The sequence below is a fragment of the Thalassolituus pacificus genome (genome assembly GCF_025318105.1).
GTDB classification, from domain to species: Bacteria; Pseudomonadota; Gammaproteobacteria; order Pseudomonadales; family Oceanobacteraceae; genus Venatoribacter; species Venatoribacter pacificus.
On the sequence record NZ_JAOANI010000019.1, the window covers coordinates 296,000 to 310,156 of the forward strand.

Here is a 14,157-nt window from a genome sequence, read left to right on the forward strand (position 1 = left end):
CGGAATGAAATCGATGCGTAATGCGAACCGCCAACAGGGTTTTACATTGCTGGAAGTGATGGTGGTGTTGGCCATTATTGGCGGCATTATGGCGCTGGTCGCGACCAATATTATTGGCTCAGCCAGTGATGCCCGGGTTAAAACCACCAAGAGCCAGATCAAACTGATCGAAAATGCCCTCGATTTGTACAAGCTGGACAACTACACCTACCCGACCACGGAGCAGGGTCTGGAAGCACTGGTTAAAAAGCCAAGCAGCTCGCCGGAACCTAAAAACTACAAGTCCGGTGGCTACCTGAAAGGCAATAACGTGCCAACGGATTCCTGGGGTAACGAATTCCTCTACTTCCTCGATAAAGGCCAGTACGAGATCGTCTCTCTGGGCGCCGATGGCCAGGAAGGCGGCGAAGAAGAAGGTGCAGATATCAGCAGTCTGGATCACTGATGCATAAACAACTTCAGCGGGGATTTACCCTGCTGGAGGTGATGGTGGTGCTGGCCATTATTGGTGGCCTGCTCGCCATGGCAACCCTCAGCAGTGGTGATCGTCAGGCGCAGGATCAGACCACGCAATTTGCCCATCATCTCAGCGCTTTGTTTGCAGCCTATCGGCAAGAGGCGGTATTTCAGAATATCGATCTCGGCGTTGCTATGGACGAACAAACCCTGCAATTGCTGAGCTTTCAGGATGTTAACAGTCAAGAGTTCAGCGCCAACAAAACCCGCGAGGAGCTGGATAAACTCAGCAAAAACCCCTGGCAGCCATACAGTGGCAGTCTGAAATCTCAGCTTGAAGCGCCAGAGCATGTGTTTATTGCACTGACCGTTGAGGGCCAGCAAGTCGATTTTGACAGCCTGCTGGACGAAGACGATGGGGCAAAGCCTGCGCTGATGTTTCTCTCCTCCGACGAATACACGCCATACCAGCTGACCCTGACCCATGACAGCGATGACCATTTTCAGGTGATGATTCATGGCGATGGCTTTGGCGCGCCGCTGATCAAGGTAGAGACCTATGAAGATTAAGCGCGCTCAGCGTGGTTTTACCCTGATCGAAGTGATGATTGCACTGACCGTCTTTGTCGCCATTGCTGCCACCATGAGTGAAACCGCCAGCCAGAGCGTGGGCAGTCTGTTGCACCTGCAGGATAAAACCCTGGCCTCGTTTGTGGCCGAAAACCGCATGGTGGATTTACGCCTGAATGGCCTGCCACCTATTGGCGAGAATAATGATCAGGTGGATATGGCCGACCGCGAATGGAAGGTGTTCACCAAAGTTGAAAAGACTGAGTTTCCGGACACCCACCGGGTGACGGTATCGGTAGCGGATATGCAGCACAAAGACAGTAACCTGATCACGTTGATCAGCATTATGAGTAAGTACTGATGCGGGCATCACCAGTAATGAAGGGCTTTACCCTGCTCGAGGTGCTGATCGCGGTTTCCATTACTGCCATGATCGGTGTTGCCTCGACGCAATTACTAAGCAATGTCATCGACTCCAAGCAGGCCAGCGAAGTGCGTTCGGAGCAGCTGGTCAGCCTGCAGCGCTTTAATATGGTGGTCAGTCGTGATATCGAACAACTGATTAATCGCAGTATTCGTGATGAATACGGCGATAAGCAGGCTTCTTTGCTGCTCGACAGTGGCGACTTCCCGATAGAATTTACCCGTGCCGGCTGGCGCAACTCTCCGGTCAGCCGTGATCCGCGCGCCGAGTTACAGCGTGTGGCTTATCGCCTTGAACCGATCGACAGCGACGTCTGCGAGCCCGCTCTGCAGCGCCTGCAGTCCTGGGGAGTAACCGAGCCGCAATACGATTGCCTGGTACGTTACTTCTGGTCCGTACTTGATCGCGCCAGCGACTCGGTACCACAGCCGCAGGTGGTGCTGGAGCAGGCAGAGCGACTGGAAATTGATCTGTTGGTGCAGCGTGAGCGTAAGGCCAGTGACAATCAGCAGGCCGAAGTCAGCGGACGCGACTGGTACACCGCCTGGCCGGCGCTGCAAAGCAGTGGCAGCGAAGAAGAGCGGCCGCTGGCGATCCGCTGGCGGCTGACCTTACCCGCGCTGGGTGATATCGAGCGCCAGTGGTTATTGGCGTGGGGGCCGGAATCATGAGGCGCGCCAGCGGAGTCCGTCAGCGCGGTCTGGCACTGATTACGGTGCTGCTGATTTTTGCCATCGTCTCCATGCTGGCGGTGGCGATGATCGATCGCCAGTCCACCGATGTGCAGCGCAGCGGCACCATGCTCGCTTTACAGCAGGCACGTTCGTATGTGTTTGGTGCCGAGCAGGCGGTAAAAACCGGTCTGTATCTTGACTGGAAAAACGACAAAGAAATCGACCATCTGAACGAAGAATGGGCGCAGGAACGAACCTTTCCGCTGTCGCCGGGGTTGGCCAGAATCAGTATTGCTGACGCCATGGGGCGCTTTAATCTTAATAGCCTGAGTGTGGCGGCCAGCAATAAAGCGACGCAAAAGATCCGCTTCACCAATCTGCTGAATATGCTCGGCCTCGACATTGCACTTGCCGACACGCTGTCGCGCTGGATGGATGAAACCAGTCAGGATGATGACCGTTACCAGAGCATGGAACCGCCATATAAGGCTGCTTATCAGGGCTGCAAGCACTCATCCGAGCTGCTGTTGCTGGAAGGGATGGACATGGTGAGTTTCCGCAAACTTGAGCCTTATGTCGCTTGTCTGCCCATCACTGCACAGCTGAACGTGAATACCGCCAGTGCCATGGTGCTGGCCTCACTGGATGCCGGGTTGTCGCTGGCAGATGGCGAGGCCATTTTCAGCGCCCGTGGTGATAAAGGTTTTAAAACGGTCGATGATTTCTGGAGCCTGAGCCAAATTGAGCCGTTCACCAGAAATAATGACAACAACGGAAACACCAATACGCCGGTCAGCGATGCGCCAGTGACAAAGGCGCGCTGGGATAAGACCGACTTCAGTGTAAAATCCGAATACTTTGAGATATTCATCCGGGTTGAACTGGGCGACCGTATCGCTACCGGAGAAGCATTAATCAAACGCGATAACAACGACGGTCGTATGACCACGCTGTATCGCGACTATTCCCGCCGTGAAGCAAAGCGGGAACCCGAATCCACCCAACCTGGCATGACGCAATAAGGTGTAATGCATGGAAACCGCTAAGGCCATAAAAACCATCAAAGTACAGTGGAACGCGATCAGCGGCCGCTGGACGGTAACGGCGTTTGATCAGACGGCCACTGAATCATCGCCGGTCGTGCATTCGCTGGCCAATTGGGCCGAGACGCAGGCCGACCTGACCCCGGTTCGTCTGGTTCTGTCAGCCTGCAACTATGCCACTCATTGGGTGTCTTTACCGGGCGTCAGCAACCGGCACCTTGCCCGGGCATTGCCTTATGCACTGGAAGAAGGCCTGATCGATGATCTGGCTGATTACCTGATCATTCCGGCGGGCACTGAAGGAAAAAAAGTGCGCGCCTATGTGGTCGGTAATGACCTGATCGAACGCCTGCTGGAAGAGTGTGAACTGCATCATCTGCAGGTACGCGAGCTGATTCCGGAAACTCAGTTGCTGCCCGACCAGGGCGCGGTGATGCAACGCCAGAATGGCGGCTGGGCCATCCGCATTCCCGGTGTCTTTGAAGGCTGGGTAATCGACAGCGCGCTGACGCCGGTGCTGGAATCGCTGTTTGATCATGAGTCTGCCGAGCAGGGCGCACATCAGGTCACTGGCCTGAAGATCATGGCGGCACAACTGGATCAGGCGCAGTTACTGAAAACCACATTGGAAAGCAGCTTTGCCGGTATCTTCACCGACATTGAATTGCTCGCCACTGACGGTGTACAGCAGCGTAATCAACGTTTACAGGGCAAACTGACCAATCTGCTGACCGGCCGCTTTCAGGTGCGCGAAGTGGTCGAAGATCGCCCGCCGGTGTGGTGGCGCGGCCTGGCGGCGGTTGCAGCGGTATGGGTGGTGACCGCCACGCTTTATCTGTTTATTGATAACTACACCCTGAAGCAGCAGTCACGACAGGTTCAGGCAGAAGCCATCAGTCTTTATAAAAGTCTGTTCCCCGGTGAGCGCATCCGTTCACTGGATCGCCAGATTAAAGCCAAGCTGGACGGTGACGGTGATGCTGACGGCGCCGGATTCATCGGCACAACCAGCGTGCTGGCGCGGGTGTATGCCGCCCAGGGGCTGCAAAAGCAGGTGCAGTTAATGTCATTACGCTTCAATGACCGACTGCAGGAATTAGTGGTTGAGGTGCGTGCCAGCAATCTGAATGAACTGCAAACACTGCGCTCGGCGCTGGAAAAAGAAGGGCTGGTCGCAGAAGTAGCGTCGGCCACCAACGACAAAGACGGTGTTAAAGGCCGCATCAAAATCGGAGGTTCTGCATGAACGAGCGTCTTCAGTTAATGCAGGGACAATTACAGGCTCAGCTGCAAAGCAATAAAACCGTGCAGGCTGCTCAGCACTGGTACCAGTCTCTGCCAACCCGTGACCGTCTGGTGGTGAAGGGCATTAGCGCGCTGCTGGTGCTGGCGTTGGTTTTTGTCACCATCTACGCCCCATTAATACGCAGCCAGAAAGCGGCGGCGCTTAGCCTGGAAAAGAACCTGGCAACCTATAATCTGCTGGCTGAAAATGCCCACCGCTTTGGTGGTGTGTCGTCAGTCGCGACCGCCGATGCGCCGATTCTGGCTACCGTCACCCAGCAAGCGAAAAAGGCCGGCATCGTACTCAGTCGTTACGAACAGGATGGTAAAGGACTGCGCGTCTGGGTTGAAAAAGCCGCGTTTGACGATGCCATCTCCTGGCTGGAAGGGATGCAGGCAAGACACGGCATCCGTGTAAGTCAGATCACGATCGATCGCACCGACCGCTCAGGTCTGGTCGACATCCGCGCCACGCTGACTCCCTGAGTCGGCGGGCCTGCAACCAGAACGGGCAAGGGGAATATGATGAGTTACGATTTTGAGTTGTTGGTGATTGGTGCCGGTTCCGGTGGGGTGCGTGCATCGCGCATGGCGGCCGCCCGCGGGGTAAAAGTCGCCGTGGTTGAAAACCGCTACCTCGGTGGTACCTGTGTCAACGTCGGCTGCGTGCCGAAAAAAATCTTTGTTTACGCTTCGGAATACGCGGAGAAGTTTGAAGAGGCCCGGGGGTTTGGCGTGAACGGCCAGCTTGAGTCGTTTGATTGGCCAACACTTCGCGACAATAAAACGAATGAAATCAAACGCTTGAATGGGATATATAGCAATCTCCTTGAAAATTCAGGCGTTGAAATCCTGCATGGCACCGCCAGCATACTGGACCCGCATCGGGTCAAAGTCGGTGATCAGGAATTCACCGCCGAACGCATTCTGGTGGCTACCGGTGGCTGGCCTTTTAAACCCGATGTTCCCGGTGCGGAGCTGGCCATTACCTCGAACGAAGCCTTCTACCTGGATGAATTTCCCAAGCGCGTCGTTGTTGTCGGCGGCGGCTACATTGCGGTGGAGTTTGCCGGAATCTTTAATGGCCTTGGGGCCGAAACCCATCTGCTGTATCGCGGCGAGCAGGTACTGCGCGGTTTTGACGAAGGCGTGCGCAGCTTTGCTGCCAGCCAGATCGTGCACAAAGGGGTGCGCATTCATACCAAAACCGATATCCGCCGCATTGAGCAGCTGGCGGACGGCAGTTTGCGTTGCCAGCTGAACAATGGCGATGCGCTTGATGCTGATTGTGTCATGTACGCCACTGGCCGCAAGCCGCTGACCCAAGGGTTAAACCTCGAAGCGCAGGGCGTTGAGCTGCGTGGCGATGGCAGCATTGTGGTGGATCATTTCTTCCGCACCGCAGCCCCCAGTATTTATGCTTTGGGCGATGTGATTGGCACCCCGGCGCTGACTCCGGTTGCATTGGCGCAGGCGATGAAACTGGTAGCCCACTGGTACGATGGCGACAACGAGCCGATGAGTTACGACAACATCCCGACGGCGGTTTTCTGCCAGCCCAATATTGCCACCGTCGGCCTCAGCGAAGAAGAAGCTCAGGAGCGCTTTGGTGATGATGTGCGCATCTTCGAGTCGGACTTCCGGCCGATGCGTCACACTATGTCTGGTCTGCCGGAGCGTACGTTTATGAAGTTAATTGTACGCGCCAGCAGTGATCAGGTGGTGGGAGCGCACATGGTCGGTGCAGAAGCGGGTGAGATTATTCAGGGAATTGCTGTCGCCATCAAAGCCGGGGCAACCAAGGCGATGTTCGACAGTACTATTGGTATCCATCCGACCGCGGCTGAGGAGTTTGTCACCCTGCGGTCGCCGCGCAGCTGAGAGGCGCTCTCAGGACGAAACGCGGGCATAAAAAAGCCGGTACTGGAAACAGTACCGGCTTTTTTGTCGCAGCGACTCCCGACTCAGCCGCAGAACACCAGACGCACACTGTCCAGTGCCAGCTGCGATTGGGCAATGGCATCGAGCACCGCATCACGCTCGCGCTTAACCTCCGCGACTAACAAGGGCGGAATGTTCGGGTTCTGTTCGCTCAGCGCACTCAAGCGCTCAAGGCGGGCAGCAAAGGCTTCCGCGGCTTTGTTGCTGGCGCGCTCAACCATTTTGCTCAGCTGGGCATTACCCATCTTTTCCAGTTTGTTGATCAGCGGCTGCACGGATTCCGCTTTCTGCTCAACCAGTCCGCGTGCGGTGCCGCGTTTTAGCGGTAAAACGAAGGCGGGTAATTCACCATCGTTTACCTTTAATTCACCGGCCGGCGTCATCATCAGATGCATGGCGTTCGGTGGCAGATAGCGCTCAACCGCCAGTGCCTTCGGTGCCGGGCAGCGGGCAACAAACTGCAGTTCGATAAAACAATCGCCGGTACGGAAGTCGTGATCTTCGATGTAACCGGCGCTGGCATTCCCTGCCGGGCCACTGGTGATGAGTTCCAGTGCCTGATCCACAAACGGATGCTCCCAGCTTAAAAACTGCACGTCATCACGGGCAAGGGCGATATCTCGGTGTGTGGTGGCCATAAAACCATCTTCCGGCAGGTACGGCATATCCGGCACCAGCATATGGTCGCCGGGGGCGATGGTGATGCAATCGCCACCCAGATCAATCAGTTCCAGACCAAAGGCATCAGCGAACAACTCAAGGAAATCGTTCAGTTCGGCTTCGTCTTCGATGTGGGTGATGGTCATCTCTTTCGCCAGGCGACGTGCACGCTGCGGATGGCAGGAATGCAGTTCCAGCAGGCGGTCGCGGCCTTCTTCCAGGCTGGCCAGCAGTTCATCACGTTCAGCGGCCAGTTGGCGGGTCAGTTCATCCAGACCTTCGCCGGAAATGATGGCGTGTTCAATGGCTTCGCGGTGTTTTTCCAGCAGCGGCTGCGCAGCAGGATTCGGACGACTGAACAGGTCAATACCGGCGTGCAGCAATTGCGCCCAGCGGCCACTGATGTGATTGCTGAAAGCCGGGATGTAGATTTTGATGTCTTGCGCCTGACCGATACGATCCAGACGACCGATGCGCTGCTCAATCAAATCGCAATTGAACGGCAGGTCGAACAGGGCCAGATGGTGAGCAAACTGGAAGTTACGGCCTTCGGAGCCAATTTCAGAACACAACAGAATGCGTGCGCCTTGCTCGTGGTCGGCAAAGTAGGCCGCCGCCCGGTCACGTTCAACCAGGTCCATGTGTTCATGGAAAACGGCTACCTGAATGCCGCAGGTTTCCCACAGCCAGGCTTCCAGATCGAGAACGGTTTGCGCCGCATGGCAGATCAGGACGATCTTGTCTTTACCAGTGCTGGCCAGAATGTTCAGCAGCCAGTCGGTGCGGGCATCGTCATCACACCAGCCGGTAACACCCATTTCAGGATGCAGATCAGCCAGAGTGCGCGTCAGATCATCACTTTGCGGTGCTGGCAGGGCGGTCAGCTGTGGCAGGCGCTGCGGGAAGCCGCTGACGCCATGACGGGTGTTACGGTACAGCGCACGGCCAGGGCCGTGACGGTCAATCAGGGTTTCCAGCAGGCGATTACGCTGCTCGGCAACCGTGATGTCAGCGCTGGCATGATCGGGCAGCAGGCGTGCCAGAGTGGCTCGTTGTTCGTCGTTCAGGCTGTCGCTGCCGGCCAGTGCGGCGGCAAGATCGGCCACTGGCTGATAGGCTTGCTGTTCACTCAGGAACTGCTCCAGGGACGGGTAGCGCTCTGGGTCCAGCAGGCGCAGACGGGCGTAATGCCCCTGCACACCCAGCTGTTCCGGCGTGGCCGTCAGCAGCAGCAGGCCAGCTACTTCGCGGGACAGGTTTTCAACCAGCGCGTAGGCATCGTCAAAACCGTCTTCGCTCCACTGCAGATGGTGCGCTTCATCGACGACCAGCATGTCCCAGTCGGATGCGCGGATCTGCGGCGCGATGGTGTCATGGGTAGCCAGTGACAACGGGCAGAGGAATAACTGGCCGCTGGCGAAAATATCGTCGTCGCCGTCTTCCAGCATGTCTTTGCTGACCAGAGAGAAACGCAGGTTAAAGCGACGGATCATTTCCACCAGCCACTGATGCAGCAGGTGGTCGGGCACCAGAATCAGTGCGCGCTGGATGCGTTGTTGCAGCAATAAACGGTGCAGAATCAGACCGGCTTCAATGGTTTTCCCCAGGCCCACTTCGTCCGCCAGCAGTACACGCGGAATAGAATCCTGAGTGACCTGTTCGGCAATGTACAGCTGGTGCGGCAGTAAGCTTGTACGTCCGCCCAGTAAGCCGTAGAACGGACGCTGACGCAGTTTGCTCAGCTGTTGCAATGCCATCTGGCGCAGTTCGTACAGGTTGTTGTTATCAATCTGACCGGAGAACAAACGGTCGGTCGGCTGATTCAGCTGAATCTGGCCGCTGAGGTGGATCTCGGAAATTTCGCGCTCGCCGTCGCTGTAAAATACGATACCGTCGATATCGGTTACATCGACCACGGTCATGGTGCTGCCATCCTGTAACGGCAGCAGATCATCTTCTTTGAATATGACACGGGTAAGCGGGGCGTTCTGGCGCGAATAACTGCGCACATCATCGATGGCCGGGAAATAAATAGTAACGACCCGGAAGTCGACATTTTGCACAAGACCGAGGCCCAGATCGGTTTCGGCCTCACTGATCCAACGCTGACCCACTGTATACATATAAGCTTAACCTGCAGATATTTTGACGTGACAAACAGAATCCGGCAGCCGTATGTCCGCCGGTAAAAACAGGCGCGCAGTCTAGCGCAAGGGGGCTTTAAATCCCACCGGCAATGGCGTCTTGTGGGCGTATTCAGGCCATTTTTGCCTCAGAATAGCGGATTACATTGTTACTGACTGATGGCTGACGCACCTGCACGGTTGCCCGATCTTTGCTTATGCCGCTAATATCCTCTGCCTGATTCTGGCGGTAGCGGCCAGCAAGTGCTGCACGCTCAGGAAGACAGACCAAAAAAAACAGGGCACAGATCAATTCATACCGGACACAACACAAACAGGAAGTTAACTATGGGCAAAACCCTGGCACTGATTATCGGCTTGCCGGTGATCGCAATAGGGGCCGCTGCTGGCTACGTCACTTACCAGAATGTCGAACGCTATGACGCACTCTCGCAGCAATCGTTACAGCAGCTTAATCAGGCATTGATGCCGCAGGGTATATCGGTTCGGCTGGAAGAGGTGGAGCGGGGGTTTTTAGGTGCCAACCGCGAAGAGCTCTATCATTTCCGCCTGCTGGGAGAAGAGCCCACCGATCTGTTCAGTATTCGCCAGCACGTCAGCATTGAACCGTATCGGGCTTCCGGTACCTTTGTTGTCGATAGTCAGCTTGGCTTGGCTGGCGTGCTGTTGCAACAGTTGCCGGAGCTGGCTGCGGGACAGCAGGGCGAATGGTGGCTGAAGGGTAATGAAGAACGAATTTACGCACGCTACCAAACCGGTGCCGTGAATATGCCACTGCCGGATGGCAGTACGTTATCGGTTGCCCCTCTGATTCTGCAGACTGAAACCGCTACCGATGCTGCAGCAAAAGGCAAGGCAACACTCAGTATGGCCAGTGCCAGCCTGACAGGCAGCGCCCAGGGGGATGCCCGGCTGAATCGATTTGAACTGGACATCGCCAGTCATCTGCGCAATGGCTCACCATTCATTGATAAAGCCAGCTACCGCATTGGCGATCTGAGCGTCAGCAGTCCACAGCTGAAGGTGAAGCTGCAGGGACTGGTCAGCGAGCAGGCTGCTCTGGTGGATCGTGGTGTGTTGGCATCACTGACAACGCTCAAGGTTAGTAACCTGAGGGTCAGCTCTGCGGATAAAGACCTGAGTGTGGATACCAGCCGCCTGTCTCTCTATCTGGACGGCATCAACTGGCAGGCCTATCAGCAGCTGCTCGTAAATGCTCAGAACTCAACAGATGAAGCCGCGGCTACTTCTGAGCTGCTGAAGGGTGCCGGCAATGTGTTGGCATCCGGTGCCAGCGTGACACTGGAAACACTGGAAACCGCCTTTATCTTCAATGATCTTAGTCCCGCCGGTATGGGGGCCAGTGGCGATATCAAACTGCATGGCAAAGTGATAATGGCCGCCGGAGATGCGGCTTCGCTGCAGCAGGACTTCCGCACACGCCTGAATGGCGAGCTGCAGGTTAATCTCAGTCGCAGCCTGATGCAGAGCCCGCTGGCCGAGCACTTTGTCAGTTTACTGGATGCGGGCATGCTTGAAGATCAGGACGGACGCCTGACCAGTCGCCTGATATTGAATCAGGGAGAGCTGAGCGCGAACGGTATTTCTGTCGGGTTTTGATGCCCGGACAGTCAGAGTAACCGCACAGTCTGAGTAAGCACCGCCGGAGCTGAGCCATCAGCTCCGGCTTTTTTGTGCCTGTAATATGGCGCGCCTAAGGAGGTGCGCCATGTCAGAGCAAGCAGACAAAAGGCAGGAAATGATCAGGCCTGGTGCTGTGCTCACAGGACATGTTGTATTCATCGGGTAAAGCTCTCCTGCAGAAAAGACAACTCTCACAGAGTGGAAAGAGCCCAAAGATCAGGCATTTTCGTGGACAAAAGCCCCGGTAAAGCAGGGTGAGAAAAAGGAAGGGATATGAGCTATGCGCGGAGAGTGATGCTCAGAGACAAAGTCTTTAGTAGCTCAGCATCTTTTATATTTCCGATAATTGATATTATCGGAATAAGAGGATATCCATAGAATTCCTGTACATTCCTAACAAAAATCGACTGCCGAACAAAAATCTTCATTTGCGTCTTTTATGAATGATCTTCTCGCTGCGTATGATTCGGATGCCAGCTTAATCTTACCTAATCCAACTTTGGTTCAGTTCAATTCACCTCAGCGCGACTGCAACTCAACAAATACTTCTACTGATACCTCAGCAAAATTCTCACAGGGTCAGATTGATCCTGCCGGCACTGATTCTGCTGTGATCCTGCTGTTGACGCTTCGGAGTTTTCCCTGGGGATATCTTCTGGTGTGTTGCTGCTGATCGTGGTTACAGTCCCGCGCTTTTATGTGGTGATACTGGCAGTTTGGCGTATTGTACGGCCGGATCTGTGAGTGCTGCGCTGTTTCATAAGTGCTGTCACGCCGCAACTGGCGAGCAAATGCCCATTTCAGCGCGAGATGCGTATTCACCGATAAAATAACTAATTAAAACAATACTCTATAATTGTTTCTTTTCAAAAAGCCTTAAGAATTTCAGGCATTCTGCGTACAGCTGTTCTGGGCATTGGTCGGGCTCTGCTCGCGCAAAATCCCAGGCCCGATGTTTGGGCGCCTGCCTGTTGCGGGTTCGGTGAAATCCAGAGTTTGAGCCATGAAACCTTGCAATATCGAACTGTGGATAACACTATCTTTGGAGTTATTCTGGGTGCTATCAGAACCCGTGAAACTCCAGGTCAGAGCTTTAGACAGGCAGGCATTCTTGTGTCATATTTCCGATAATTATTACGCGTTACAGCCCATCCGGAAAATACACGGTTTATATGTCCAAGCCCTCCATCACATCCAGCCTCAGTCAGCCCCCAATGCCGCTGATCGACCAACTCGACTATCTGGGTAACCCTCTTAGCAGTGCCCGACAAGTCCTGACTCAACACCCGGACCTGCAACGCATAGACGGCACCTTTGAGGATCTGGTACACACCTTCAGTTTTCTGGTGAGCTATAACGGCAGCACCGCCACCTTTAACAGCTATCGCCGTGAAGTTGAGCGCTTGTTGCAGTGGTGTTGGTTGGTACGCGGCTGCGGCCTGGGTGAACTTAAACGGCAGGATCTGGAAACCTATATCCACTTCTGCCAGTCGCCACCCAAAGCCTGGATTGGCAGTAAACAGGTAGCGCGCTTTAAGAATTGTCTGGGTGAGCGCACTGCCAATCCGGATTGGCGACCCTTTGTGAACCAGGCCATCAAGGCCGATCCGCAGTCGCGCACAGCGTTTTCGCTGTCGCAAAAAAGCCTGCAGGCGCTGTTTGCGGTGCTGTCCACCTACTTCAACTACTTGCTGCAGGAAGACTACCTGCGCATCAATCCGGTGGCGCTGATTCGCCAGAAGAGCAAGTTTTTGCAGCGCCATGCTTATCAGGAACCGGTGCGGCGACTGTCGAATTTACAGTGGGATTTTATCCTGGAAACCGTCGAGCAGCTGGCCAGGGAGCGGCCGACCGAGCATGAGCGTTCGCTGTTTGTCATGCGCCTGCTGTTTGGGATGTATCTGCGGATTTCAGAACTGGTGGCCGATGAGCGCTCAACCCCGGTGATGGGGGATTTTCATACCGATGCCGATGGCAACTGGTGGCTCAGGGTTGTCGGTAAAGGCAACAAGGCACGACTGGTGACGGTATCCGACGATATGCTCGCCGCCCTGCGCCGTTATCGTGAACACCTCAACCTGCCCCGCCTGCCCTATGTTGGCGAACAAACGCCGCTGGTGCAGCGTTTAAAAGGCCGCGGCCCGGTCACCAGTACCCGGCAGATCCGTTATCTGGTGCAGTCGTGCTTCGATCAGGCCTTTGAACGTATGCGCAGCCAGGGTCTGGAAGATGAAGCCCAGGAGCTACGGGTAGCCACCGTGCACTGGTTGCGCCACACCGGCATTTCCGAGGACGTAAAATTCCGCCCAAAGGAGCACGTTAAAGAAGACGCCGGCCATGCCAGCATGGCCACCACTGACCGTTACATCGATACTGAACTGCGTGAGCGACACGCGAGTGCGCGCCATAAAAAACTGAAGCCGGAGCTTTAAAGCTCCGGCTTCATCGTTTTAGCGGCTGGCTATATGCCGCGCCGAACCTGGCCGAAAAATAAACAGACCGCTGCCAAGCGGCTGTGTCAGTGCATATACTGCCCGCCATTGGCAGAGATGTTGGCACCGGTCACGAAGCCGGCTTTATCTTCTGCCAGAAAGCTGACCACCCGGGCGATGTCTTCCGGCTCACCAAAGCGGCCGACCGGTATGCCCTTGCGGATTTCTTCGCGGATTTCTTCTGGTACATCCATGATCATACTGGTGGCGATATAGCCCGGCGATACCGTGTTGACGGTAATACCTTTGCTGGCCACTTCCTGCGCAACGGCCTTGGTAAAGCCGTACATGCCCGCCTTCGCAGCGGAATAGTTGGCCTGACCAAACTGACCTTTTTCACCGTTAATGGAAGAGATATTGACGATGCGGCCCCACTTCTTCTCCAGCATGTCGTTAATCACCAGACGGGTCATGTAGAACACCGAGGTCAGGTTGGTTTCGATAACATCATGCCAGTACTCCGGCGACATTTTGCGCAGCGTGGTGTCGCGGGTAATGCCGCCATTATTAATCAGTACGTCGATGGTACCGAAATCCTTGCGAATGCCCTCAATACAGGCTTCGCAGGAAGCGAAGTCGCGAATATTGCCGTACGCCAGGGCGATGTCATAACCCTCTTCTTTCAGCTTATCCTGCCAGGTCTGCGCTTTGTCATGGTTGCCGCCGTGGTAATAACCGGCTACCACCTGATAGCCATCGTCATGCAGCTGCTTGCAGATCGCGGTGCCAATGCCGCCGGTTCCGCCGGTTACCAGTGCAATTCGTTTTGTCATGTCCTACTCCTTCAGTTCCATGGTGAAATTCAATACAGATGAAATTCAATAA

12 protein-coding genes are annotated in these 14,157 nt (G+C 55.2%); 10 read left to right on the top strand and 2 right to left on the bottom strand.

Going from position 1 to position 14,157, the window contains the following annotated elements:
- Positions 1–4: 4 nt before the first annotated feature.
- From gspG to gorA, 8 genes are read left to right on the top strand one after another with little or no spacing between them, the layout of a single operon-like run.
- Entirely contained in the window at positions 5–445 is a 441-nt protein-coding gene (gene gspG / locus NYR02_RS11990) for a type II secretion system major pseudopilin GspG (RefSeq protein ID WP_270049607.1), read from the top strand.
- Complete coding sequence (gene gspH / locus NYR02_RS11995; protein ID WP_260976590.1) at positions 445–1,026, top strand: type II secretion system minor pseudopilin GspH; 582 nt, start codon at positions 445–447, stop codon at positions 1,024–1,026. Before gspG ends, gspH begins: the two co-directional genes overlap by 1 nt.
- The gene (gspI, locus tag NYR02_RS12000) at positions 1,016–1,387 is read left to right on the top strand and encodes a type II secretion system minor pseudopilin GspI (RefSeq protein ID WP_260976591.1); all 372 of its coding nucleotides are present in this window, start codon (positions 1,016–1,018) and stop codon (positions 1,385–1,387) included. The genes gspH and gspI overlap by 11 nt, the downstream gene beginning before the upstream one ends.
- Complete coding sequence (gspJ, locus tag NYR02_RS12005; RefSeq protein ID WP_260976592.1) at positions 1,387–2,121, top strand: type II secretion system minor pseudopilin GspJ; 735 nt, start codon at positions 1,387–1,389, stop codon at positions 2,119–2,121. Before gspI ends, gspJ begins: the two co-directional genes overlap by 1 nt.
- The gene (gene gspK, locus NYR02_RS12010; protein WP_260976593.1) at positions 2,118–3,146 is read left to right on the top strand and encodes a type II secretion system minor pseudopilin GspK; all 1,029 of its coding nucleotides are present in this window, start codon (positions 2,118–2,120) and stop codon (positions 3,144–3,146) included. The genes gspJ and gspK overlap by 4 nt, the downstream gene beginning before the upstream one ends.
- A gap of 10 nt (positions 3,147–3,156) precedes the next feature.
- Positions 3,157–4,413 carry a type II secretion system protein GspL gene (gene gspL / locus NYR02_RS12015; RefSeq protein ID WP_260976594.1) on the top strand — a complete coding sequence of 419 codons (1,257 nt, stop codon included), beginning with the start codon at positions 3,157–3,159 and terminating at the stop codon, positions 4,411–4,413.
- Complete coding sequence (gene gspM / locus NYR02_RS12020; protein WP_260976595.1) at positions 4,410–4,937, top strand: type II secretion system protein M; 528 nt, start codon at positions 4,410–4,412, stop codon at positions 4,935–4,937. The genes gspL and gspM overlap by 4 nt, the downstream gene beginning before the upstream one ends.
- 36 nt (positions 4,938–4,973) lie before the next feature.
- Positions 4,974–6,332 (top strand): glutathione-disulfide reductase, encoded by a 1,359-nt coding sequence (gorA, locus tag NYR02_RS12025; protein WP_260976596.1) that lies wholly within the window; start codon positions 4,974–4,976, stop codon positions 6,330–6,332.
- Positions 6,333–6,415: 83 nt separating this feature from the next.
- Here gorA and rapA read toward each other — a convergent pair whose 3' ends face one another.
- A complete protein-coding gene (rapA, locus tag NYR02_RS12030) occupies positions 6,416–9,175 on the bottom strand; it encodes an RNA polymerase-associated protein RapA (protein ID WP_260976597.1) in 2,760 nt (919 codons plus the stop codon).
- Between the two features lie 348 nt (positions 9,176–9,523).
- Here rapA and NYR02_RS12035 point away from each other — a divergent pair, with 348 nt between their 5' ends.
- Both NYR02_RS12035 and NYR02_RS12040 read left to right on the top strand, forming a co-directional pair.
- The gene (locus tag NYR02_RS12035; protein WP_260976598.1) at positions 9,524–10,816 is read left to right on the top strand and encodes a YdgA family protein; all 1,293 of its coding nucleotides are present in this window, start codon (positions 9,524–9,526) and stop codon (positions 10,814–10,816) included.
- 1,196 nt (positions 10,817–12,012) lie between these two features.
- Complete coding sequence (locus tag NYR02_RS12040; protein WP_260976599.1) at positions 12,013–13,272, top strand: tyrosine-type recombinase/integrase; 1,260 nt, start codon at positions 12,013–12,015, stop codon at positions 13,270–13,272.
- Between the two features lie 86 nt (positions 13,273–13,358).
- Here the strand turns inward: NYR02_RS12040 and phbB are convergent, their stop codons facing one another.
- Positions 13,359–14,105 (bottom strand): acetoacetyl-CoA reductase, encoded by a 747-nt coding sequence (gene phbB, locus NYR02_RS12045; RefSeq protein WP_260976600.1) that lies wholly within the window; start codon positions 14,103–14,105, stop codon positions 13,359–13,361.
- Positions 14,106–14,157 lie beyond the last annotated feature (52 nt).